The organism is Erwinia papayae (assembly GCF_058241465.1).
Window position 1 is genome coordinate 448,685 of record NZ_JBZCHT010000002.1, and the last position, 23,184, is coordinate 471,868.

General features: G+C 51.6%; 20 protein-coding genes. 10 read left to right on the forward strand and 10 right to left on the reverse strand.

Annotation, left to right across the window (positions count from 1 at the left end; genetic code table 11):
• Nucleotides 1–165: 165 nt before the first annotated feature.
• The 3 genes from AC3RPL_RS02035 to AC3RPL_RS02045 all read right to left on the reverse strand — a co-directional run bounded on the left by AC3RPL_RS02035 (nt 166) and on the right by AC3RPL_RS02045 (nt 3,030).
• A complete protein-coding gene (locus AC3RPL_RS02035) occupies nt 166–2,010 on the reverse strand; it encodes a M48 family metallopeptidase (protein ID WP_490738794.1) in 1,845 nt (614 codons plus the stop codon).
• Between the two features lie 240 nt (nt 2,011–2,250).
• On the reverse strand, nt 2,251–2,676 hold the full coding sequence (locus AC3RPL_RS02040) for a DUF2628 domain-containing protein (RefSeq protein ID WP_490738795.1): 426 nt from the start codon (nt 2,674–2,676) through the stop codon (nt 2,251–2,253).
• 63 nt (nt 2,677–2,739) lie between these two features.
• A complete protein-coding gene (locus AC3RPL_RS02045; RefSeq protein WP_490738796.1) occupies nt 2,740–3,030 on the reverse strand; it encodes a hypothetical protein in 291 nt (96 codons plus the stop codon).
• 511 nt (nt 3,031–3,541) lie between these two features.
• Here AC3RPL_RS02045 and AC3RPL_RS02050 point away from each other — a divergent pair.
• Nucleotides 3,542–4,096, forward strand: coding sequence for a DcrB/PsbP domain-containing protein (locus AC3RPL_RS02050; RefSeq protein ID WP_490738797.1), 555 nt, complete (start codon nt 3,542–3,544; stop codon nt 4,094–4,096).
• A gap of 227 nt (nt 4,097–4,323) precedes the next feature.
• Here the strand turns inward: AC3RPL_RS02050 and ssb1 are convergent, their stop codons facing one another.
• Entirely contained in the window at nt 4,324–4,854 is a 531-nt protein-coding gene (gene ssb1, locus AC3RPL_RS02055) for a single-stranded DNA-binding protein SSB1 (protein WP_261644191.1), read from the reverse strand.
• 304 nt (nt 4,855–5,158) lie between these two features.
• Between ssb1 and uvrA the strand changes: the two genes are divergently transcribed.
• A complete protein-coding gene (gene uvrA, locus AC3RPL_RS02060) occupies nt 5,159–7,981 on the forward strand; it encodes an excinuclease ABC subunit UvrA (RefSeq protein ID WP_490738798.1) in 2,823 nt (940 codons plus the stop codon).
• A gap of 1,320 nt (nt 7,982–9,301) precedes the next feature.
• Nucleotides 9,302–10,354 carry an NAD(P)-dependent alcohol dehydrogenase gene (locus AC3RPL_RS02065; protein ID WP_490738799.1) on the forward strand — a complete coding sequence of 351 codons (1,053 nt, stop codon included), beginning with the start codon at nt 9,302–9,304 and terminating at the stop codon, nt 10,352–10,354.
• Nucleotides 10,355–10,465: 111 nt separating this feature from the next.
• Here AC3RPL_RS02065 and AC3RPL_RS02070 read toward each other — a convergent pair whose 3' ends face one another.
• Complete coding sequence (locus AC3RPL_RS02070) at nt 10,466–11,383, reverse strand: ABC transporter substrate-binding protein (RefSeq protein ID WP_490738800.1); 918 nt, start codon at nt 11,381–11,383, stop codon at nt 10,466–10,468.
• 539 nt (nt 11,384–11,922) lie between these two features.
• On the opposite strand from AC3RPL_RS02070, the gene AC3RPL_RS02075 reads away from it, so the two are divergent.
• The 6 genes from AC3RPL_RS02075 to AC3RPL_RS02100 all read left to right on the forward strand — a co-directional run bounded on the left by AC3RPL_RS02075 (nt 11,923) and on the right by AC3RPL_RS02100 (nt 18,081).
• On the forward strand, nt 11,923–12,939 hold the full coding sequence (locus tag AC3RPL_RS02075) for a LacI family DNA-binding transcriptional regulator (protein WP_367168232.1): 1,017 nt from the start codon (nt 11,923–11,925) through the stop codon (nt 12,937–12,939).
• Nucleotides 12,940–13,304: 365 nt separating this feature from the next.
• Nucleotides 13,305–14,051, forward strand: a complete 747-nt coding sequence (locus AC3RPL_RS02080) for an ATP-binding cassette domain-containing protein (protein ID WP_490738831.1) — start codon at nt 13,305–13,307, stop codon at nt 14,049–14,051.
• Between the two features lie 19 nt (nt 14,052–14,070).
• Nucleotides 14,071–15,072, forward strand: a complete 1,002-nt coding sequence (locus tag AC3RPL_RS02085) for an ABC transporter permease (RefSeq protein ID WP_490738832.1) — start codon at nt 14,071–14,073, stop codon at nt 15,070–15,072.
• A gap of 3 nt (nt 15,073–15,075) precedes the next feature.
• Complete coding sequence (locus AC3RPL_RS02090) at nt 15,076–16,155, forward strand: phosphotriesterase family protein (protein ID WP_490738801.1); 1,080 nt, start codon at nt 15,076–15,078, stop codon at nt 16,153–16,155.
• A 12-nt stretch (nt 16,156–16,167) separates the two neighbouring features.
• A complete protein-coding gene (locus AC3RPL_RS02095) occupies nt 16,168–16,923 on the forward strand; it encodes a glutamine amidotransferase (RefSeq protein ID WP_490738802.1) in 756 nt (251 codons plus the stop codon).
• 39 nt (nt 16,924–16,962) lie between these two features.
• Nucleotides 16,963–18,081: a M20 family metallopeptidase gene (locus AC3RPL_RS02100; RefSeq protein WP_490738803.1), complete on the forward strand. Its 1,119-nt coding sequence runs from the start codon at nt 16,963–16,965 to the stop codon at nt 18,079–18,081.
• A 39-nt stretch (nt 18,082–18,120) separates the two neighbouring features.
• On the opposite strand, the gene AC3RPL_RS02105 is transcribed toward AC3RPL_RS02100, so the two are convergent.
• The 3 genes from AC3RPL_RS02105 to AC3RPL_RS02115 all read right to left on the reverse strand — a co-directional run bounded on the left by AC3RPL_RS02105 (nt 18,121) and on the right by AC3RPL_RS02115 (nt 19,667).
• Complete coding sequence (locus AC3RPL_RS02105) at nt 18,121–18,447, reverse strand: MmcQ/YjbR family DNA-binding protein (protein WP_490738804.1); 327 nt, start codon at nt 18,445–18,447, stop codon at nt 18,121–18,123.
• 5 nt (nt 18,448–18,452) lie between these two features.
• Entirely contained in the window at nt 18,453–18,869 is a 417-nt protein-coding gene (locus AC3RPL_RS02110; RefSeq protein WP_490738805.1) for a secondary thiamine-phosphate synthase enzyme YjbQ, read from the reverse strand.
• Nucleotides 18,870–19,184: 315 nt separating this feature from the next.
• Nucleotides 19,185–19,667: an Hcp family type VI secretion system effector gene (locus AC3RPL_RS02115; RefSeq protein WP_490738806.1), complete on the reverse strand. Its 483-nt coding sequence runs from the start codon at nt 19,665–19,667 to the stop codon at nt 19,185–19,187.
• Between the two features lie 81 nt (nt 19,668–19,748).
• Here AC3RPL_RS02115 and AC3RPL_RS02120 point away from each other — a divergent pair, with 81 nt between their 5' ends.
• Complete coding sequence (locus AC3RPL_RS02120; protein ID WP_490738807.1) at nt 19,749–20,543, forward strand: DUF4225 domain-containing protein; 795 nt, start codon at nt 19,749–19,751, stop codon at nt 20,541–20,543.
• A 743-nt stretch (nt 20,544–21,286) separates the two neighbouring features.
• Here the strand turns inward: AC3RPL_RS02120 and AC3RPL_RS02125 are convergent.
• Together AC3RPL_RS02125 and AC3RPL_RS02130 are read right to left on the reverse strand one after the other, a co-directional pair.
• A complete protein-coding gene (locus AC3RPL_RS02125; RefSeq protein ID WP_490738808.1) occupies nt 21,287–22,480 on the reverse strand; it encodes an amino acid aminotransferase in 1,194 nt (397 codons plus the stop codon).
• Nucleotides 22,481–22,556: 76 nt separating this feature from the next.
• Nucleotides 22,557–23,168, reverse strand: coding sequence for a YitT family protein (locus AC3RPL_RS02130; RefSeq protein WP_034934996.1), 612 nt, complete (start codon nt 23,166–23,168; stop codon nt 22,557–22,559).
• Between the last annotated feature and the right edge of the window lie 16 nt (nt 23,169–23,184).

A 23,184-nucleotide genomic window follows, 5' to 3' on the forward strand; every position in this document is an offset into this window, starting at 1 on the left:
CTGATAACCCATCGAACATTTGCTGCAGGTGCAAAATTAGCCAGCCGCGATGCTGCATCGCGGATTGTGGGCCCGCTCATCATTTCAAATCGCCAGCCTACGTCCGGCATACAGGTATGAGCGGGCTAAGCATTTTACGCCACCAATGTGATGGCGTAGCGGTTCTCAGCTCTGCGTCTGTTGTTCCAACAGCGCCCGCACGGTCTGATGGCGATGCCAGTAAAGGCCCAGCGTGTGCTTAACCTTCTCAATCTCCTTTTTCAGACCAGGCAAGCGGATCTCACTGCGTTTTTTTCCCTGAGCGTTCGGTTGCAGATGCTGCACATACAAAATATCTCTGCCGAAATTGCGAATAACGTTAATATTTTTGACATTATCCCAGGCTAACAGCTCAGCCGTTTTCGGCGTCACAATACCCTGCCAGGTGATTTCAATCTGCGAGCCGTCTTTTAAGGTAAAAGGCATATTGGGGAAATGCTTCAGCACCAGCGCGGTCTCTTCTTCACCAGTGGGCTGATAGCGCCAGGCCAGGCTTTGTTCATGAACAGCAGAGAAATCACGCTCATATTTTTGCCACAGCTGTCGCTCAATCTGTTCGGCAACAGGCATCAGATCAACCCAACTTTCACCCGGCTGTTCAGAGGCAACAACGACATAACGGGCTTCTTCGACGGTATAACCAACATTACGCATCCTCTCCACCAGCGGCGGGTGTGAATCAAACGGATGCGGCACATTCTGTTCACGCATGATGCTGATAAAGTCGGGTGAGTTGACGTGTTGAGGCAGCCCGTCAGCTATCGCTTTATGGATCCCCAGTTCATTCTCATGCAGCGTTTGATTCTCAAAAAGGGTGTGTTCGACTTCATTACGATAGCTGGCATAAGCCGAAATTTTGATCAACGATTCAACAATCGCTTCGGGTGAAACCAGCGTTGACGCCCTTCTGTCAGCCACAAATTCACGCTCACGACTGTTACGCTGCCATGCCAGTTCAAACAGCATGCGATACAGATAAAGCGGATAGAATACGATCAACGTCGCCAGATTCTCGCCCATCAAATGCATGTAGAGATCGAAGCGGTTTAGTTTGGGCCCGAGCAATGCGCCTGAAGCAGTGTCACCTTTATGCAGGTGAGTCAGCTCATGTACCATGACGCCATCAGCCTGCGCCGTGGTCAGCTGCCGCAAGAGTGGCAGACTGACATACAGTTTGCGGCCACGGAGCTGTTGTTCATTGACACTCAACGGCGCTTCTGTCACGTAGAAGTTAGTGTCGATACCGGCAACAATATGGTCAGGGGGGGATGTCCCGACCCTGGCGGCCAGGGTATCAATTCTTGACCAGAGTGCAGGCGCTGCCTCACGGGTCACAATCTCACCTTCAATACTCTCTTCAGGCGGGAGCTTTTTAAAGATACCTTTGATCATATAGTACATACCGGCCAGCGCCAGCAGTCCTACCCCAAACACCAGCTTTGGATAGTAAGTTTGCGTGAAGAAAGCGGTTCCCCAGAACGAGAGCCATACCAGCATTGCGCCCTGCACCACCACTTCCAGTGAACACGCGAACATCAGAAAGCGACGCGCCAGCGTCAGGCTAAGTGCCTGTCCCCTTCGGTCTTTGAAGGCCAGCGCACCAAACAGCAATACCATCAGCAGTACCACGCCGCTACCGAGCAGGGTCCAGCGTGCGGCTTTATCCATCGTGTAGAATTGCCACAGTTCGGATTTTGGCGCGCAAACTGCATTTTTATAGCTGAGAAGTTGCTGGGCTACCGGGCCGCAGACGCTGTCAGGTGGATACTGTTGCAGAAAATTCGTCAGGTCGCTGACATCCTGATTCTTTGCTCGCGCATCATCAATAAAGATTTGTGTGTATTGCTGATTGAGTTGATTGCTACCGTATTCGGCAAAAACCAGAGTGATAATCGGAATAAGGAAAAGCGTGAACAAAAGCCAGAAGAAGACCTTAGCATAACCTTTTTTCAAAGCCGTTAATTTGTTCAAAGTATTAAACTCGCTAACTGTAAGTGGGAGGAAAAGCTGCTTGTCAGGAAATACCGGAACAAACTTCCCACTCAGGGGAAACGGCGTGAGATCCTTCTCTGCATGCTTCAGTTAAATTAATTTAATAATTACCGCAACTTGATTATAAAAAAGTAACGTTAACATTCCGGAAAAATACGGAATAATTTTTCAGCCGCTACTACCTGTCATCGAGCGGCTGTGAATAGCGCAGGTATATCCCTACCAGCGCATACCTTTAAACGGGCTCCAGCCCTGCTCACCTTTTCTTTCTTTGAGATAATAAGCATAGTTGGTGGCAATGCCATACAGTGCATTAAACCCAACTCCCAGACCGAAATCGAGATGCTTTGGATAAGCGATTCCCAGCATGGCAAATGCAATCCCCAGCACAGTATATACGGCTATCATAATCAATATCAGCGTTATATTTTTCTTCCATAACCCAAGTACAAACAGATAAATGGGACCAAAAAAGAAAGCAATAAGATTAAAATTTATTTTCACCTTAGCTTTGAAAGGGAGCTGCGCTAGCGCAGGCTTGTAACCCGGCGCAGAAGGCGCACCATGCAGGTCAAAAAAATCAAACCGAGCCTGCCACTTAGCACTGTAACTTTTCCCTGCATGGGCTTTTTTAGTACTTTCCATTTGTTGATCCATTATGACCTCAGAGTATTGATTGTTTTTTATGCTTATGATTTTAAATGACTTTTATTTTATTGATAAATAAATTACCGCGCAGATAACACTTATAAGCAGGGCAGGCCATTGCATGGGAATATAAAAAAAGTGATGGCGTAAGCCAGAGCTATCAATTCTTCTGTTTAATAAAAATCCCACCAGGGTATTAATCGCTGAACCGATTCCTGCACCCAGAAGAACCTGTTCCAGTGATGTATTACCCTGCCTGACCGTAGGGTCTGGAAATAACCACATGGACAACAGAATCATCAATATGGGAGTGAGAAGTGTCAGAATACCGGCACCACGATAGATAATCATTAAAGAAGTTCTCGTCAGAATGAGAAATATATGTTAATTTTTTGTGAATTATACATTGAGCTTTTTAAAATTCAAGGGTGAAGACAATGATTGTCTGGAAGGGCGTGGGTTTTTTCGTTGCTGCATTAATTGCTGTTGCTTACGTATTTTGCAAATGGACTATTAATATCATCTGGCAGGATGGTTATTTCTCAACGCATTAATGGGCAACAGGCGTAACATTTATCCTTTCCGCCATTTTTTGTACGGTTTTTATTTTGCTTATAAAGCAGGAAAAAACCCTGGACTACATTGCCAGGATGACCAACAGCTAACCAATGATGGCACCTGAAAAAACGCACAGTTTCTTTTTTATCCCGGTCATTTACTGGCCGGTGATTCTGTTTTTATCCGGTCTGGGCATATGTATTTATGACCTGATGAAGTAAGCCACTACCTGTAATCTGCATATGGTGTGTGCCATCTTTATTCCGGCGTAACAAGAACATTAACCATAAAGAGGGAGTTTAAAGTGAAGTTAAAAAAATCATTAAACGTTATCGGCACACTTTGTCTGTTGGTCACACTTACCATCACGACGGTTGAAGCATCGGCTGCTGAAAGTCAGTCATCTACAACAGCCAACAGCGAAGTCCTGACACTGCTTGAGGGTAAGCTGTCTTTTAAACTTCAGGGTTATGACGTTCAGCCGGTTCCGGGCAATGGTCCTGGCAAAATGTATGTCAATAAGCAGGCTAAGCGCGTGCTGATCATTGGCGAAGAGGATGTTCCGTTAATTTCCCGTAGTCTCAGTGAACAGGAGGCTCTTGAAAGTATGGAAGAATCTATCAAGGAGCGGCAAAAACAGGCTTCACCAGCCTATACCGTAACCAGCGAAAAAACTGAAAACGTTAAGGGTCTGAAGGTGTATCACATTGAAGCCACCAGTAATATGGGCGGGAATAATGTGCTCCAGGATACGTTAATAGCTACAGCTGACAATAAATTCACTGTTATTCAGGTTATTTCTAATCCTAAAAATAAGGCGGGTCACATCAGCGCGGTGAACAATATCCTCGGTAAGTGAAATATTTCCGGCCTTATAAGGAGAGGAATGCCCACCACATTCAGATCACAATCTGGCTCGCCCTGGCGCAATATCTGATACTTCAGGTAGGCAAAACGCATAGATTTGTGCCGGGAGAGTCTTACAAAGAAAAGCCCCGAATAACGGGGCTTGCAACAGATACGCTAACGGCTGCTAATAACCTGGAATATCGAGATAACCATCTGATTTTTTTTAAAAAACCTGAATCAGAATGGAATATCGTCGTCAAAATCCATCGGTGGTTCATTGTTTGCCGGTGCGCTGTTCTGCTGGGGTTGTGGTCGCGACTGCTGACCACCACTGAACTGGTTTCCGCCCTGCGGCTGCTGTGGCTGACCCCAGCCATTGTTGTTGCCCTGACCACCGCCAGCCGGCGCGCCGCCACCCTGACGGCCACCCAGCATCTGCATGGTTCCACCCACGTTAACTACAACTTCGGTGGTGTATTTCTCCACGCCAGCCTGATCGGTCCACTTGCGGGTCTGAAGCGAACCTTCGATATATACCTGAGAACCTTTACGCAGATATTCGCCTGCAACTTCGGCCAGCTTGCCGAACAGCACCACGCGATGCCACTCGGTTTTTTCTTTGGTTTCACCGGTCTGCTTATCACGCCAGCTTTCAGACGTAGCCAGAGTAATGTTGGCAACAGCACCGCCATTCGGCATGTAACGGACTTCAGGATCCTGACCCAGGTTGCCCACCAGGATCACTTTGTTTATGCCTCTGCTGGCCATGTTCGCGTCTCCGATAAATGTTCTGCGTTAAGTCTAAGCCGGAAATTCTAACATTGTATACCCGCAAATCCTATCTTCCGATCGCGATCGACAGGGACAGATGCCGCTTGCAGTGTTACATCTTGCCGCGCAGGCAGGCTCGTAAATTTTCCCCCGTCATCGCCAGCTGTCTTCCCGACCTGACATCCGACCACGCCACAGAACACTGTATATCCATTCAGGTTTTTTTGTGCCATAATGACAGGCTTCATTCTGGCCGTGCCAGACAGGCATGGTGAGGTCTGCGTTAATCCGGGAATTGTGAATGGATAAGATCGAAGTTCGGGGTGCACGCACCCATAATTTGAAAAATATCAACCTGATCATCCCTCGCGACAAACTGATTGTGGTCACCGGCCTGTCAGGTTCAGGTAAGTCTTCGCTGGCGTTTGACACGCTCTATGCAGAAGGACAACGTCGCTATGTGGAGTCGCTGTCGGCCTATGCGCGTCAGTTTCTTTCCCTGATGGAGAAGCCGGATGTCGATCACATCGAGGGCCTGTCCCCCGCAATTTCCATAGAGCAGAAATCAACCTCGCACAACCCGCGTTCCACCGTGGGCACCATCACGGAAATTCATGATTACCTGCGCCTGCTGTTTGCGCGCGTAGGGGAGCCGCGCTGTCCGGATCACGATGTACCTCTCGCGGCTCAGACGGTCAGCCAGATGGTGGATAACGTGCTGTCGCAGCCTGAAGGACGCCGCCTGATGCTGCTTGCTCCCATCGTCAAAGAGCGTAAGGGCGAGCATGCGAAAACGCTGGAGAATCTCGCCTCACAGGGCTATATACGCGCGCGTATTGATGGCGAAGTGTGCGATCTCTCCGATCCCCCCAAACTGGAGCTGCAAAAGAAGCACACCATTGAAGTGGTGGTGGATCGCTTCAAGGTGCGCGAGGATCTGCAACAACGCCTCGCAGAGTCCTTTGAAACGGCGCTGGAGCTATCCGGTGGCACTGCCGTCGTTGCCGATATGGACGACAGCAGTGCGGAAGAGCTGCTGTTTTCTGCCAACTTTGCCTGCCCGGTCTGCGGCTACAGCATGAGCGAGCTGGAACCACGTCTGTTCTCCTTTAACAATCCGGCAGGAGCCTGTCCGACCTGTGACGGACTGGGCGTCCAGCAATATTTCGATCCGGATCGGGTGGTACAAAACCCGGAGCTGTCGCTGGCCGGCGGGGCCATTCGCGGTTGGGATCGCCGTAATTTTTATTACTTCCAGATGCTGCGTTCGCTGGCCGAACACCTGTCATTTGATATCGAAGCCCCTTTCAACTCACTCGATGCCGCCACACGTAAGGTGATCCTGTACGGTTCAGGCAAAGAAAATATTGAGTTTAAGTACATTAACGATCGGGGCGATACCTCGGTCCGCCGCCATCCGTTCGAAGGCGTACTGCACAATATGGAGCGCCGTTATAAAGAGACGGAATCCACCGCCGTGCGTGAAGACCTGGCGAAATTTATCAGCAACCGCTCCTGCACCAGTTGTGATGGCACGCGTCTGCGACGTGAAGCCCGCCATGTATTTGTTGAAAATACCAGCCTGCCAACGATTTCCGATATGAGCATCGGCCATGCAATGGAATTTTTCCACAACATGAAGCTGAGTGGTCAGCGGGCAAAAATCGCCGAGAAGGTGCTGAAAGAGATTGGCGATCGCCTGAAATTTCTGGTTAACGTTGGCCTCAATTATCTGTCAATGTCCCGCTCGGCGGAAACCCTCTCCGGCGGCGAAGCGCAGCGTATCCGTCTGGCCAGTCAGATCGGTGCCGGTCTGGTCGGGGTAATGTACGTGCTGGATGAGCCATCAATCGGCCTGCACCAGCGCGACAATGAACGACTGCTGGAAACGCTGGTGCATCTGCGTAATCTTGGCAACACAGTGATCGTGGTGGAGCACGATGAAGATGCGATCCGGGCCGCAGACCATGTGATTGATATCGGCCCTGGCGCGGGCGTGCATGGCGGTCAGGTGGTAGCGGAAGGAACCGTAGAGGATATCATGGCGGTGGAGGCCTCACTGACCGGTCAGTTCCTCAGCGGCAAGCGGGGCATTGCCGTACCGAAAGAGCGTGTTAAAGCCGATCCTAACAAGGTCCTGAAGCTGACCGGCGCGAAAGGCAACAACCTGAAAGACGTGACTCTGACGCTGCCGGTCGGTCTGTTCAGCTGTATCACCGGCGTATCGGGTTCCGGCAAATCAACGTTAATTAACGACACGCTGTTCCCGATTGCGCAGCGGCTGTTAAACGGTGCCACGCTTGCCGAACCCGCACCTTATCGTGAAATCAGCGGTATGGAACATTTCGATAAGGTTATCGATATTGATCAAAGCCCGATTGGCCGTACGCCGCGCTCCAACCCGGCAACGTATACCGGCATTTTTACTCCGGTCCGTGAGCTGTTTGCCGGTGTTCCGGAATCGCGCAGCCGTGGCTACACGCCGGGACGTTTTAGTTTTAACGTTCGTGGTGGTCGCTGCGAAGCCTGCCAGGGTGATGGCGTAATCAAGGTAGAGATGCACTTTCTGCCCGATATTTACGTGCCTTGTGACCAGTGCAAAGGCAAACGCTACAACCGCGAAACGCTGGAGATAAAATACAAAGGCAAAAGCATTCATGAAGTGCTGGAGATGACCATTGAGGAAGCGCGGGAATTCTTTGAGGCCGTTCCGGCGCTGGCACGCAAGCTGCAAACGCTGATGGATGTCGGGCTTTCCTATATCCGCCTGGGTCAGTCGGCCACCACCCTGTCGGGAGGTGAGGCACAGCGCGTTAAGCTGGCACGAGAATTGTCCAAACGCGGCACAGGCCAGACGTTGTATATCCTTGATGAGCCGACCACCGGCCTGCATTTTGCTGATATTCAGCAACTGCTGGAAGTACTGCATCAGTTGCGCGACCAGGGCAACACCATCGTGGTGATTGAGCACAATCTGGATGTGATTAAAACCGCTGACTGGATTGTTGATCTGGGGCCGGAAGGCGGCAGCGGGGGTGGAGAGATCCTTGTATCCGGCACGCCGGAGACGGTGGCAAAATGCAAAGCGTCACACACCGCGCGCTTCCTTAAGCCGCTGCTGTAAAAAAAGTGATTAAGCCGGTCATTTTCTCTGACCGGCTTAAAAATATAATCCTTAAGATGTGGCAGGCATGACCGTTATTAAAATAAAATCCGAAGAATAGGTTCTTAACAGTTAACCATTGAAAATCATGATACATTCAGGCGGAATACGGCTTTATTTAACACGCTTTATTTCTTTTAATTTTCCATCATTAGCCTGATACCATTCATTATGTATCCTGTATCTTCATACGTTCGCATCATCATCTGCCATACCGGCTGACGAAAATTGTCAGAGCCGCAGCAATCAACTTGTAAAAATATTATAACAGTAGCTGACAGTCCGACATCCTTTGACAAAGAAAAAACAAGCAGATTTTTTCGAGAAAATTATCTGAATGGCCCAGCTTCTTAAAAAGAAGTAAAAAAATTCATTTCATTGCCAATAGCGGTTAAAATCGATCAATTTGCAAAAATGAAAAAACCTAAGCGCAACCGACGCGGTATATTTATATGACATGCCAGGAAAAGGAGATACTTCTGTTGCCTCTTCTTTCATCGACTCAACACCATTCAAAGCCAGTACGGTACACCATAAGAACGACATTATAGTCGATGGAAACTCATCCGAAGAATTATATGGTGCATCAAAGCTGCCTGTATTCCATTATCTTATCAATCATCCAGATATTACGTCAGATGACGGAGTATATAAGAACATCATTATCAGGAGGGATGGGGAACTTTTTTTCAACAGACCATGCCGATACCTTTATGTCAGGAAAAAGCACCCCATTATTTACGCCTGAATAATTGCGGGCATTTTTACCCGACAGAAAAATATAATTTATTGAATAATACAGAACAAAAAAAATTCATTCTTACATCATTTAATCCGATTTTGAAAAAATACGGAGAATGTGCTGACCTTCATCAATTCATAAATATCAAAGATCTCGAATTCAGCAGAGACCAAATCATCAATCAGTATAAGCTGGCTTTCGGAAAAAAAATGCCACCGTAAAAAATAGCGAAGGCTTTAAACAACCATAATTGATTAAACTGGAACCAGGTTACAGGCGCGAAATATACAGCCGGACAACGCTCTGGTGCCAGGAGTCTGGTGATGGAAGAACGAAATGCCAGAAAATGAACATATTACTCAGGTTCCGGCACCAGAGTACAAGCGCATCAGCTTAGCGCTACACTATATGTTTACACTTCAGCAGGATCAGGCAAGATTTAAACAGATTCCGGCATGTCAGCTTTGCCAATCGCTGACTATCCTTACAGTTCTCTTTTCTGCGTGACCAACAAAGCACTTTTAATCACTGGAGATACCATGAATATTACTCATGCTTATGCAGCCCAGGACGCAAAATCGAAGCTGGCCCCGTTTGAATATCAGCCACGCGAACTGCGTGAACATGACGTGCAGATTGAAGTGATGTACTGCGGCGTCTGCCACTCCGACCTCCATCAGGCCCGCAACGAGTGGAAAAACACTATTTTTCCGGTCGTACCTGGTCATGAAATTGTTGGTCGGGTGACCGCCGTGGGCAGCCATGCGCATAAATATAAAGTCGGGGATTTGGTCGGCGTGGGCTGTCTGGTTGACTCCTGTCGCACCTGTGACAGCTGTAAAGAGGACCTGGAGCAATATTGTGAAAACGGCTTCACCGGCACCTATAACGGTCAGGACCGCATCACCGGTGAAACCACCTACGGCGGCTATTCCACTCAGGTAGTGGTGACCGAAGATTTTGTGCTGCGCGTTCCGGAAAACCTCGATCCCGCAGGTGCAGCACCGTTGCTGTGTGCTGGCATCACCACATACTCTCCGCTGCACCACTGGGGTGCCGGTCCGGGTAAAAAGGTTGGCATCGTTGGTCTGGGTGGCCTGGGCCATATGGGCGTTAAAATTGCCCATGCGATGGGTGCCCATGTGGTGCTGTTCACCACCTCCCCATCAAAAATTGAAGACGGTAAACGTCTGGGTGCCGATGAAGTCGTTATCTCGAAAGATGCCGATCAGATGGCGGCGCACGCTAACAGTTTTGACTTCATTCTGAATACCGTCGCGGCTCAGCACGACCTGAATCCGTTTATTAATCTGCTACGTCGCGACGGAACCTTAACGCTGGTTGGCGCACCTGAACACGATCATCCGTCACCACAGGTTTTCAACCTGATCTTTAAACGCCGCAGCGTGGCAGGTTCGCTGATTGGTGGTATTAAAGAGACCCAGGAGATGCTGGATTTCTGTGGTAAGCACAATATTGTTTCCGATATTGAGATGATCAAAATGAATGAGATCAACGAAGCCTATGAGCGCATGTTGAAAAGTGATGTGAAATATCGCTTTGTTATCGACATTGATTCCCTGCGCGGCTAAACACGAGGGGGCGGTGTTATCGCCCCCTGCATTCGGTCAGACAATTTTTTCGGCATCCGGTCCAGACCCACACTTAACATTCAGACGTTTAATTCTTACTCGTGCGGCATATCAGCTGTTTCCCGTAGCAGCTTTAAACAATGGACGGTAAGCATCCACGTTCTTTTTTGTCACTACTGTCGCCGGAACCAGAATTCTTTTTTCCACGGTTTTACCCGAGGTAATGGCATTCAGCGCTTTCAACGCTTCCGCTCCCATTTTCTCCGGGTCCTGCTGTAATACCGCCGCCACATAGCCACCATCAATGCCGTTAATCGCTTTTGCGGTCAAATCCCAGCCAAAGACCTTAATATCACCCTGGCGGCCCTGGTTTTCCACAGCGGCTATTGCCCCTAATAATGCAGGCTCCCCGGTGGCGTAAATTGCCGTTAAGTCCGGGTTACCGGTAATCAGATTTTCTGCCGCCGTCATCGCGCTGTCCTGAATATTACGACCATCCACGACATCAGCCACGCTGATATTTTTGTTGCTGCTGATGGTATCGGTGAATCCTTTCTGGCGATCGTTCTGAATAGCCGAGTTGAGCGCGCCGACAATCCCCAGTCGCACTTTGCCGCCCATATTTTTCTGCGCATAATCCAGGAAAAATTTACCGAGGATTTTTCCTCCCTCAATATTATCCACACCCACCTGAGCAGCCTGCGGGCCGGATGGCAATACGGCATCAATCGCCACGACCGGAATATGCGCAGCCGCCGCCTCTTTAATGGCTGGCATAATGCCGTTGACATCAATAGCGTCAACCAGAATCCCCTTCACGCCCTGCTGAATATAATTTTCGATAGCATCGTTCTGCGCAACAGGATTGTCTGTCGCATTGAAGATCACCAGATTTTTACCGCTGGCTTTGGCGGCTTCCTGTGCCCCCTTATTCATCAGATTGAAGAAAATCGCCTGCTGATTAATCTGCACTAATGCATAGTCAGGTGCTGCGGCCATCGCTCTCGAGATACAACCTGCTGATGCCATTAACGCCGTTGCCAGGGCAATGACACGCAGTTTTCCGGTGTTGAATTACATTATCTCTGTCCTCTATTGGGATGAAATTTTACCCTTCAACCTGAGGCCATAGTCATATTTCTGGCGTAAAGTATTGCTGTCCGATCGGAGATATTCTGCAATCAGAAAGATATTTACTGATACGCCTGGCTACGGCATCAACGGTTATGGGAATTTGCACACGTTATATTTCGGGTTGCATCTGTGTTGGCAGGACAAATATCAGATTGAAAAACGGCGATTGCCCGTTAATAAAGCAAGGCCGTCAGCAAAACCTTGAGTAAACATTTTGACAGCCGGTCCATGCTGCTGCCTGGATAAAATGTTCACTGTCGGCTGGGAATCGCTTCCCGGTAGTGCAGGTAAACTGGCTATTACAATTCTTCGTCGCTCATTTTTTGTCAAGCGCTATTTTAATTCCGTTGCCTGAAACGGCTGACCAGAAAGTACTGTAACCCCAACGCTTGTCTGTGTTACAGATAGCGCTTATTTCCTGCATGGCGTGACTGATGATTAAAAAACGCGTTCTGTTATCCGATGTGGCAACGCTGGCGGGGCTGTCAAAAACGACGGTTTCGCGCTACATGAACAACAGCATTGTTCTGCCGCAGGAAACCATTGCCCGCATTGAGTCCGCCATCCGTCAGCTTGATTATCGCGGCAACAGCCTGGCGCGCCGTCTCAGCAAAGGAGGCAGCGAAACGCTGGGACTGGTGTTACCGGATATCACTAACCCCTTCTTTGCCGAACTGGCCGACGCGGCAGAGGAAACCGCTTCCGCCTGGGGTTACAGCCTGGTGCTGTGCATTACCCGCAACAATCTGGAGAAGGAGTGCCAGTTCGTCCGCTGGCTGGATACCTGCCAGGTAGACGGCCTGCTGTTTATCACCAACCGGCCTGATAACGGGCTGCTACGCCAGGAAATTCACCGTCACCAGCGGATCGTTCTGCTTGATGAGGACATTCCCGGCAGTCTGGTCCCCAAAGTGTTTGCTGACAACGTTCAGGGCGGTCTGATCGCCACGCAGAAGCTGATTGCTGCCGGACACCGCGATATCGCTTTTGTGGGTGGCCCGGATGAACTGATGAGCGTGCGTGAACGCTATCAGGGATTTTGCACCGCGCTGGAGCAGGCCGGTTTATCGGTTTCGCCAGAATGGGTAATGTACGGCGACTATCAGCGTGAATATGGTCAGCAGGCACTGCACCAGCTGTTCAGCCGCGATCGCCGTCCCACTGCCGTGTTTGCCGCCAGTGATTTTCTGGTGCTGGGACTGCTGGATGGCCTGCGCGATCTGGGATTAACCGCCCCACAGGCGCTTTCGCTGGTTGGCTTCGATGACGCCAACTATGCTGACTTCACCCAACCTCGTATCTCCACCATCCGTCAACCCGCACGGGAACTGGGTAAGAACGCAGTAGACCTGATGCTGCGGCTGTTGAACGGTGAAGAAAATCTTCCTGCTGAAATCCGTCTGCCAGTCACCTGGATTGGCCGCGATTCCATTCAGTCGCCCGCTTACTGAGCAAAAATGGCGCAACTTACGCACGATAATGGCGCAAAAAATGCGCGGTGCTGTATCAGCACGTCAGGTCAGGTAAACCGGTTTACCTGACGGGTTAAAATTTTACCTCATGGTTACAGCATCTTATCTCTCATCCCCCTCTCCCCCGGCGCAGTCTGGCACAGAAGCTGCTTGATACTTTTCGGCGAACAAATATTCAGGGTTTTGTCACGATGAGCAGGGAGAAGTTTCGTTATTCAGGTAAACCGGTTTACAAGATGTGGATCCCGGAGAACGAAGCTTTTCCCACCATCACCGTTTAATACGGCCTCAGGTAATGGGAGAAGATAATGCAACAGCCCAAACCCGTCCCGGCACGGGTAGAAATGGTCAATATTACCAAGACTTACGGCTCGATTCGCTCGTTGCGTGGCGTTAATCTGCGGCTGGGCCCTGGCGAAGTGCTGGGGCTGGTCGGCGACAACGGCGCAGGAAAATCGACCCTGACCAAAGTGCTGTCCGGCGCAGTGGTGCCCACCAGCGGCGCGATTCGCATTGATGGCACAGAACAGCACTTCAGCAACCCTGCCGATGCCCGTCGTTGCCATATCGAAATGGTCTACCAGGATCTGTCGCTCTGCGACAGCGTGGACGTGGCGGGCAATCTGTTTATGGGCCGCGAGCCGCTGAGGCATCGGTTTGGCATTCCCTTTCTCGACCAGGCAAAAATGCATGACGATGCCCGTGAAATGCTGAAAGGACTGGGGATCTCCATTCCTGATACCCGTCTGCTGGTACGCAATCTTTCTGGTGGCCAGCGTCAGGCGATTGCCATCGCCCGCGCCGCCGCTTTCGAACCGAAGGTGCTGATCATGGATGAACCCACCGCCGCACTGGCGGTCGCTGAAGTGGAAGCCGTGCTGGCACTGATCAAGCGCGTCAGTGCACGGGGCGTCAGCGTGATCCTGATTACTCATCGGTTGCAGGATCTGTTCCTGGTGTGCGATCGCATCATGGTGATGTACGAGGGGAGCAACGTGGCCGATCGTCAGGTAGCGGAAACCAGCCTGAGCGACATCGTTAACCTGATTGTCGGTGAGAAGTTCACCGCGCAGTCGGCTGCCGCGCATTAAGGTGAACAGGATGAGTATGATCAATTTAAGCAGTTCCCGTGTTATCCCGCACTCGCTGCCGCGTCGCATACTGCATAACCACTCCGGCGTGGTGAGCATCGCGCTGTTTTTTATCTTCTGCTGCGTGGTGTTTTCGCTGATCACCAGCCATTTTCTCAGCACCACTAACTGGCTGAACATTATTCGTCAGAGTGCGCCGCTGCTGATCGTCGCCACCGCCATGACGCTGGTGATCACCACCGGCGGCATCGATCTGTCGGTGGGCTCAACCCTCGCGCTGGTCGGTGCGCTGTCAGCTATTGCGCTCAACAACTGGGGAATGCCGTGGCCGGTGGTGCTGGCAGGCGGCCTGCTGCTGGGAGGACTGGTTGGCGCGATCAACGGTTTTTTTATTGCTTATGAGGGCATTCCGGCCTTTATCGTCACCCTTGCCACGCTGGCCGTGGTGCGTGGCGCGGCGCTGCTGATTACTCAGGGCTATTCCATCCCCATCCCCGCCGACAGTGCATTCGTGCTGATGGGCCGCGCCTGGCTGCTGGGCATCCCTGCGCCAGCGCTGATCGCCATAGTGGTGCTGATCGCTGGTCATATCGTGCTGAATCATATGCGTTTTGGCCGTTATGTCACGGCGATTGGTGCCAATGCTGAGGGGGCGCGCCGCAGCGGCATCAATACCAAAGCGATGACGATGCGTGTTTACATCATCAGCGGTATGGCGGCGGCACTGGCGGGGATGGTCATTACCGCCAGGCTTGGCAGCGGCTCGTCCAATCAGGGCGAAGGGTTCGAGTTACAGGTGATAGCCGCCGTGGTGTTGGGCAGCACCAGCCTGTTTGGCGGCTTCGGCACCATCATTGGCACTCTGCTGGGAGCTATGTCGATCGCCATAATCCAGAACGGCCTGATCCTTTCGCATATCTCGCCGTTTTATACCCAGATTGCCACCGGCACCATCATCCTGCTGGCTATCTGGCTGAATACCCGCATTCTCAACCCGGCCCGAACGCCGTCAAAAGGATAGCCGATGAAAGGATCGATTTTTCGCCATGCCGATCCGCTACCGGTTGGGATCAACAGCGGCCATGTGATGACGGTGCTGGGGCCAATACCGCTAAGTCAGATGGGCGTGACGCTGATGCATGAACATATTTTGCTGGATGCGTCAGGCAAATGGGTGCCGCCCTGCTGCTGTAGCGATCGCCATCTGGCGGAGATGCCGGTGCGGATCGAAAACCTCGGTGAGCTGTCGCTCAACCCGTTAATGAGTCGTGATAACTGCCAGCTGTTCGACGCGGATCTGGCGATTGAGGAGCTGATCAAATTCCGGGCGCTGGGCGGTGAAACGGTGGTTGATCCGACCAATATCGGCATCGGTCGCGATCCAAAAGCATTGCAACGCATCTCGCGCCTGAGCGGCCTGAATATTGTGATGGGCACCGGGCTGTATCTGGAGCCATCCCATCCGGACTGGGTGAAGACCATCAGCGTTGAACAGCTGGCACAGAAACTGATTTACGACCTGGGCGGTGCGGATGAAAAACCTGAGGTCATTGCTGGCGTAATCGGTGAGATTGGGGTTTCCAGCCGCTTTACCGCCGATGAAGAAAAATCACTGCGGGCAGCGGGTCGGGCCAGTGCAGCAACCGGCGTCCCCATAGAAGTTCACCTACCGGGCTGGGAACGGCTCGGTCATCGGGTGCTGGACATTTTGCAACAGGAAGGTGCCGATCTCCGTCACACGGTGTTGTGCCATATGAATCCCAGTTTTGCCGACAAAGTTTATCAACGCGAACTGGCACAGCGCGGGGCGTTTCTGGAATACGACATGATCGGCATGAGCTATTACTACGCCGATGAGTCAGCCCAGTCGCCTTCTGATGAGGAAAATGCCCGCGCCATCCGAGAGCTAATCGACGACGGCTTTATCCATCAGATTCTGCTGTCGCAGGACGTGTTTCTGAAAACCATGCTGACCCGCTATGGCGGCCACGGCTACGGCTATATCCTCAAACATTTTGTTCCCCGCCTGCGTCGCCACGGCATCAGCGGTGAACAGCTTGAAACCTTAATGATTGCTAATCCGCAACGTGTATTTGGCGGGTAAAGGGAGAAGATAATGCAAAAGAAAATTCTGCTGGTGGGTGAATCCTGGACCAGCACCTCAACACACGTAAAAGGGTTTGACCAGTTCGCCACCGCCACCTGGCACAATGGTGCCACGGATTTCCTCGCCGCGCTGGCCGACAGTGAATACGCTATTACCCATCTCACCGCGCATGAAGCACCGGTCAGTTTTCCGCTGACGCTGGCGGAATTACAGCAGTGGGACGCGATTATCCTCTCTGATATCGGTGCCAATACGCTGCTGCTGCATCCCGATACCTGGCTGAAAAGTCAGCGCACCCCAAATCGTCTGGCACTGATTCACGATTATGTTGCAGCGGGCGGCGGCCTGATGATGATTGGCGGCTATTACAGCTTTCAGGGAATCAACGGCGGCGCACGTTATCGCCAGACTCCGGTTGAAAAAGTGTTGCCGGTTCGCTGCCAGGCCTGGGATGACCGCATTGAAGCGCCGGAAGGCATTTATCCGCAGATTGAAGAAACTCATGCGGTTTTTGATGATATTCCTGACAGCTGGCCCTGGCTGCTGGGCTACAACGAGGTAGAAATGCATCCGGAAGGCAGGTTGCTGGCAACGGTAGCCGGAACAAGCCACCCGCTGGTGGCCGTGCGGGAATATCAGCAGGGCCGCTCTCTGGTATGGACCAGCGATATGTCCGCCCACTGGCTACCCGCTGAATTTGCTGCCTGGCCCGGCTATCGCCAGCTGTGGATTAACTGCCTGAACTGGCTGACAGCGAAAGCCTGACGGCGACACTCATTTCTCAGCCATTCAGGAGAAGCCGACATGACTCAGGACACCCTGCAACTGGCCCGGCATCTGCTGGGTTTTAACACCGTTAACCCGCCTGGCTTCGAGTCCGACTGCATGGCGTTTTTTGCCGGATGGCTGAGGGAACGGGGTTTTGAGGTCACGCTCAGCGCCTTTGGCGAAGGCCGCAGCAATCTCATCGCCACCCTGCCCGGTTCACAACCGGGCAGCCCGCTGGCCTTTACCGGTCATCTGGATACGGTGCCGCTGGGCAATCAGCGCTGGCAGTACGATCCCTTTGGCAGTGACTGTACTGATGGACGCCTGTACGGTCGCGGCAGCAGTGATATGAAAGCTGCCATCGCCGCGTTTGCCGTCGCCTGTGTTACTCACCAGGCGGCGATCCGCACCGGGAGAGGCGTGGTGCTGCTGATTACCGGCGGCGAAGAAACCGGCTGTGATGGCGCGAAAGCCCTGATTGATGCCGGGAAATTACCGGATGTGGGCGCGTTGATCGTCGGTGAGCCCACGGCAAATTACCCGGTAATTGGTCATAAAGGGGCGCTGTGGTTGCGCTGCGAAACGCGCGGGAAAACCGCTCACGGGGCGATGCCGGAACTGGGGATCAACGCCATCTATCTGGCGGCGGAGGCACTGGGCAAAATCCAGCATTTCGTTCCCGGCGCAGCCCACCCGCTGATGAAACAGCCGACGCTGAATGTTGGTCGCATCCGGGGCGGGTTAAACATCAATTCTGTCCCCGACCACGCGCAGTTTGATGTGGATATCCGTACCGCCCCGAATCTGCAACACGCCACTATCCAACAGAATCTGACCACCACACTGGGCACCACGGTCACCATAACGACCCTGGTGGATCTGCCTGCGGTGCTGAGCGCAGAAGATAACGACTGGATTAACCACGTATTTCAGCGCTGCCAGCCGCTGCATCCGACGCCGCTGACGGCAAAGATTGTGCCTTACTTTACCGATGCTTCACTGCTGCTTCCGGCGCTGAACCATCCCCCCTGTATTATTCTGGGACCGGGGGAGCCCACGATGGCGCATCAGACCGACGAATACTGCCTGCTTGAACGCCTGTCAGAAGCGGAAACGCTGTATGGCGTGCTGATTTGCGACTGGCAGGCAGGATAAGCACCGGTATTCAGGTCAGCGCCTGCCATCTGGCTGGGTTTAATGGGCGTTTTTTGTCGCCTGCTGCCAGGAGGCATCCACCAGATAGTAGATTTGCGAATCCTTCAGCGAGCCATCAAGCCAGACGGTGCTCCAGTGCGACTTGTTCAGATGTTCACTCGGCTGCACATCGTCATGTTCTTCACGCAGTAAATCCGCCAGCGCGGGCGTGGTTTTCAGCGCCACCGCTGGACGCCCGTCAATCTCATACACCTGCGCAAACAGCACGTCATTGACTTTGATTTGCGTGGCTTTCCAGTCGCTGTGCACGCTTTGCTCCGCCCCCGGTTTATCCATGCAATAAGAGAGAAGATCCGATACGTTCATCCTGTTTATTCCCCTTGCAGTGTGGCGACAATGCGCCTTGCGCCAGCGTGCCGACGGTGTTCACCCAGCCAGATGCCCTGCCATGTTCCCAGCACCAGACGACCACGATTGACCGGCAACGTCAGGGAAACGCCAATCGACGAGGATTTAACATGGGCAGGCATATCATCGGCACCTTCGTAATCATGTTCCCAGAGAGCGCTTTCCGGCACCTGCCGTAAAAAGTGTTGCTCCATATCGCGGCGCACACTGGGGTCACAATTTTCATTCAGTGTTAAGGAGGCAGAGGTGTGTTGTAGCAGTAAGTGCAGCAGCCCCACCTGCACATCACTGAGGCGACGCAGTGCGTCGGTGATTTCATCGGTCACCAGATGAAATCCACGGGATTTGGGGGCTAAAGTCAGCGTTTGCTGATACCACATGTTTATGCTCCTTAAGCGAAAGCTTCCTGTTAAGTGTGGAGCAAAAGACGAAAAGGTAAACCCTGAACTGATGACATAAACGGCTCACTTCGATGTAATGCCATCTTCCACACCGCCATTTGCAGGTCGCTTAACACGGACAGCCAGACGAAGGGATAAACCTTTTCCATCGGGCGCTACCGCTACGGTTTTAATTAGGGAATAAGGTTATCCGTAACGACACTGATGCTCGTCGTGGGAATGACACAGAATCTGTGACACGCCCACGGATGTATGACTGCTACTGTGCTGACAAGCCAGTAGACTGTTCAAATATCAACCTTCCCTGTTTTCTTTGATATTCCATGCTGACTGCGTTTCCGCGCCTCTGCTTCCGGCGGCTGACTGTTCCCAATACTGTATTTTTACCTTTGCGGCCTGGAACTGGTACGTTATGCCGATCAGGTCACGTTGGGTTGCTCCGTTGAACAGGACGTTAGTGATAAGTACTTCCTCAAGTGTTATGCGGCAATATTCAATCTGGCTTCCTCCTGCCTTACAGACTGATATTTCTACCTTGCTGATGTGCTTGCCGTTGGAGATATAACGCATCACTCCGGGCGTGGCTTTGTCAATTTTCGCCTGAACGTTAAGGTCCCGATACTGCACTTTACCCGCGCCACCACCACCGCCTGTAGCCATATTGCCGGGCTGTGTCGCGCCCCATGTGAATGAATCAACGCCGATCCAGCCCTTGTGATTCGCATCCTGCGATTCACCCGTGATCCCTTCAATTTTAAGGAATAAATCAGTGGACATAGGGGATGTTTCTCCTTTTCAGTACGCTCATAGTTTGATTAAATTCCCTAATGATTATTATGTTCTCACGAAGGGACGCAAATGGACAACTATCTCGACCGCAACAAAGACCGCAATTACTTTCTCACGATGGCAAATCTTGAGGCAGCAGCGCTGGCCTCCACTGCGAATTATGTTTCTAATATTCATCTCAAAGATGGTCTGGTCAGGATGAATTTTCAGGATGAAATAACCGGTTTTATTAATGCACAGATAAGCACCATCCAAAAATCCAGCTCAGATGATGAGTGCCAGCAATGTATTCAAAACCTTAAAAAAGAGCATGAGAGTCTCAGCTTACAGGACAGAATGTTAGCTACCGGTGAAGCCGTGCTTCATGCATCGGTTCAACTGGTGAACAATGGTAAGGTATGGGGATATGTAATGAATGGCGTGGGGATAGTATTAAGTTCCCTTCAGGTGCTGGCCGGATTGGGTGTCTTCACTGCATCTGTGGGAACAGGGGCTGTTGTCGGCGCAGGATTTGGAGCGCTGCTGATGTTACATGGAGCCAATGGCATTGAAGAATCAGTTCTTAACCTCGTAAACGGTAGAGACGATAATGAAGGTTTCCTGAAAAAGAAATATATTCAGGCGGCTGAGTTTATGGGATTCGACCAGAATGTTGGTGAGATTGCTTACAGTTCGATGGATTTAGCGCTGTCACTTTATGGCATAGTCAGACTGGTGAGAAAACCCCAGGCGTGGAGACTGTTTTATTATCTCAACAGCGATTTTATCAGAGGTTTTCATGAAATGAGCAGGAAAGAGCTGTTTATTGAAGTTTATAACGATACCATGTCAATAAAATCCATATATGACTCAAATCAGAAATGATTTCTGCGCAGAAACCTAAATGCTTTATATGCGGTTTTCATTGGTGTGAAGACATAAATTATACCCGAAATAATAGCCAGTGTGATCGTGTAGGCGATCACCTCATCCCGATTACCTGTGATTGCTGTGTATAGCCATATCGCAGCAAACATAGTTAACAGTCCGCAAGAACCAATAAAACGCCTCTTTAACTGGATTAGCATCCATTCGTAGGGGTGCCCGTCAATTTCATACGTCTTCCGCATAGCTGAAATTTCTTTGGTATTGAAGCCGTTCTCAGCCAGTTTCTCTTCGTAATGTATGTTGTTCATTTTTCTTACCAATAATCGCCTAATTCATTAGCCTTACTTTACATCAAATCATTTAAGCCAAAAACTTATAAATTTTCTTAAAACGCAGGGAAAGTAACAGGCGTTGAGCTTGAGCAGGATCGTCTTTCCAGGACCATACCTGAAACAGAGGAAATGCGCCGAACCGGGATCTCCAAAGGCAGTCAATGCTTTCGCGGAGTGACCGTAGCGGATTTAGTAAGGCAATGAGAGATGAGCGCAGGATCAAAGAAATCATCGAAGGAAGTCAGAGGGTTATATTGCGTGCCTTAACGTGAAACAAGTTCGGTAGCCACGCCAGTGTGCATAAAAAATCCGAAAACGGGTGAGCGTTTCCGGATGCTGACACAGCCGAAAGATCGGTCACCCGCACCTTAGCCGATCGGCACTACTTCCGCAGGAGCCGCCGGTCGGCTACATAACCGCCGCAAAGGCTTCCGCCACCTGATGAACATTTTTGCTGTTCAGCCCGGCGACACACATCCGGCCGCTGGCTATCAGGTAAACGCCGAATTCATCACGCAGGCGATCCACCTGTGACGCGCTCAACCCGGTATAGCTGAACATACCGCGCTGCCGAAGCAGATAATCGAAATTTCTGTCCGGCATCGCGGTGCGCAGTACATCCACCAGCTGCTGGCGCATCGCCAGAATACGCAGACGCATCGCTTCCACTTCCGCCAGCCAGCTGGCTTTCAGTGCCGGATCGTTCAGCACACAGGAGACCACCTGAGCACCAAAATTAGGCGGGCTTGAGTAGTTACGACGTACGGTCGCCTTCAGTTGCCCCAGCACGCGTGAGGCTTCTTCAGCGCTGTCACACACCACCGACAGGCCGCCCACACGCTCACCATACAGCGAAAAAATTTTGGAGAAGGAGTTGCTGACTAATGCAGGCAGGCCAGCTGAAGCTACCGCTCGAATGGCATAAGCATCTTCGTCCATGCCTGCACCAAATCCCTGATAGGCAATATCAAGAAACGGGATCAGTTCACGCTGTTTCAGCACCCCGGTGACGATGTCCCACTGCGCATTGGTCAGGTCCGCCCCGGTCGGGTTGTGACAGCACGGATGCAGCAGCACAATGCTCCGTGCAGGCAGCGTCTCCAGCTTCGCCAGCAACTGCTCAAACCGAACCCCGTTACTCTCTTCGTCATACCACGGATAGGTATTTACCTGGAAACCCGCGCCAGAAAAGATAGCTACATGGTTTTCCCAGGTCGGATCGCTGACCCAGACCTGAGAATCGGGAAAATACGCTTTGAGAAAGTCTGCGCCAATTTTCAGTGCCCCGGAGCCGCCCACCGTCTGGATGGTGGCAATGCGTCCTGCGTGAAGCGCGGGGTGTTGCTCGCCAAACAGCAGCGGTGCAACGGCACTGCGATAAGGCGGCAAGCCGTCCATTGGCAGATACAGCGACGCATTGTGCGCCTGCGCATTCAGGCGGGCTTCCGCGCTGGCTACCGCGTTCAGCTGTGGGATTTGCCCCTGTTCGTCGTAATACAATCCGATGCTCAGATTCACCTTGTGCGGTCGCGTATCCTGCTTAAAGGTTTCCATCAGCGAGAGAATAGGATCGCCGGCGTAGGCATCAACGTTTTGAAACACGGTACATATCTCCATAATTGATTAGGTGAGGCGGGCGCAGCCTGCTGCAACGCTGTACTCTGGTTAGCTGAGCGCCTCAGACGAAATAGCGGCCCGGACGGTGATTCATGGCGATAATCAGGTTCAGGACCACCGCACCGGCAACGGACGCTGCCAGCATTGGCAATGACACCACAAACAACGAAGCCAGCACCACGCCGCTGTCGAGAGCCATTTGCAATTTACCCGCGCGGATACCGTACCTGTCCTGGAGCCACAACGCCAGAATATTCATGCCGCCCAGGCTGGCCTTGTGCCGGAACAACACGATAAACCCAACCCCCATGACAACGTTACCAAACAGCGTGGCGTAAAACGGATTCAGCGCAGAGAAATGAATAAAAAGCGGATGCAGATGGGTAAACAGGGAAACCAGCCCCACCGCGCAGAAGGTTTTCAGCGTGAAAGCCCAGCCCATTCTGCGCACCGCCAGCCAGTAAAAGGGTAAGTTGATCGCAAAAAACACCACACCAAAGGAAGCATGGGTCAGATAACTCAGCAGGAAGGCAATGCCCGCCGTGCTGCCGGTTAATCCGCCTGCGCTTTTTAACAGCGTGACGCCAAAGGACACCAGCAGCGTGCCGAAAAGGATCGCCAGCGCATCTTCAAGCAGGGAATGGGGAATTTTAACGGGGATGGCATTATCCATGGTGCTGATTCTCAGA